This window comes from Anaerovibrio sp., assembly GCF_045637405.1.
Lineage (GTDB): Bacteria > Bacillota > Negativicutes > Selenomonadales > Selenomonadaceae > Anaerovibrio.
Window position 1 is genome coordinate 1 of the sequence record NZ_JAZTZI010000047.1, and the last position, 1,002, is coordinate 1,002.

Consider the following 1,002-nt stretch of genomic DNA (forward strand, 5'->3'; position numbering starts at 1 on the left):
TGTTCAAAAAGTTGTATTTGCCGCAGAGGTACCTCAGACTCATTAGCAAGCTCTGATTGGGACAATCCCGCATTATCCCGCCGCATACGCAACCTGGTAAATGGATTTGCCTGCTTTACCAGTGCGTTCATTCGCTCCACAAAATGGGACAGATCCATTTCATGGTACAAAGGATACATGTCAATTATATCTTCCAATGTGATAACCCTAAGAATATCGGCAAATGACAAATCCATATACCACTGGTAATATGCCAACGCCCACCCAGCCCAATATTCTGGTGTTTTATCTACATACATTATATCTTCCTTTTCAGGATAGGAAATGTGTACTTCACTTAAAACCTGTCTGGCAAATTCACACCCGCTCATTCCGGCAACATAACGAGGGTTCCCCTTGGCAAATTGCTTGGCACTGGCACTGACTATTAAAGCCTTAGCCAAATCATTTGGTTCTATTTCCAAAGACATAATGGCAAAATCCACGGCATGGCCCAATATATTCTGGGCACTGGACAAATACATTTCATCGTAAGCGCGAATCCCCATTTTTTATCCCTTCTCTCATAATATCCAACATATACAGCTCAGAAACACCGGCATTACCAGTCCTTCTTTTACGGTATTCCCGTCTTGCATCCCTGTCCCTGACAGACTTTTTTTCATACCACACATTAGCTTCTGCTGGTTCAGCTCCCAAGAATTTAAGGTGACTATAGGCCTTTTCACTTTTAATTACGATTTGTTCTCCCAGTTTGCCAAGCCGCATGGCCTCAGATAGTTTATTCAAAGATATTGTTCCACTAATAAAATCCTGAGCAAAGCTAAAATAAGAATCATCTGCCCGATAACCAATAACAAGGTCATATTTATCAGGATCAACAAAAAAATTTTGTTGCAGGTACACCTTTGCTTCCTCAGCAATACTGCTACTTTGCCAATAGCTACGATACTTGGTCAACACTGCCAGCCAATTAAGGATATGGTAGTCTGGTGAATTCAA

Annotated in this window: 2 protein-coding genes; both read right to left on the bottom strand. The window is 41.4% G+C overall.

The window, feature by feature from the left end; translation table 11 throughout:
* Positions 1-548: hypothetical protein (locus ACKI5G_RS03505; protein WP_407397681.1), on the bottom strand; the 548-nt coding region annotated here is incomplete at its 3' end.
* A partial coding sequence (locus ACKI5G_RS03510) for a DUF3990 domain-containing protein (protein ID WP_407397683.1) occupies positions 526-1,002 on the bottom strand: 477 nt, incomplete at its 5' end. The genes ACKI5G_RS03510 and ACKI5G_RS03505, both read right to left, overlap by 23 nt.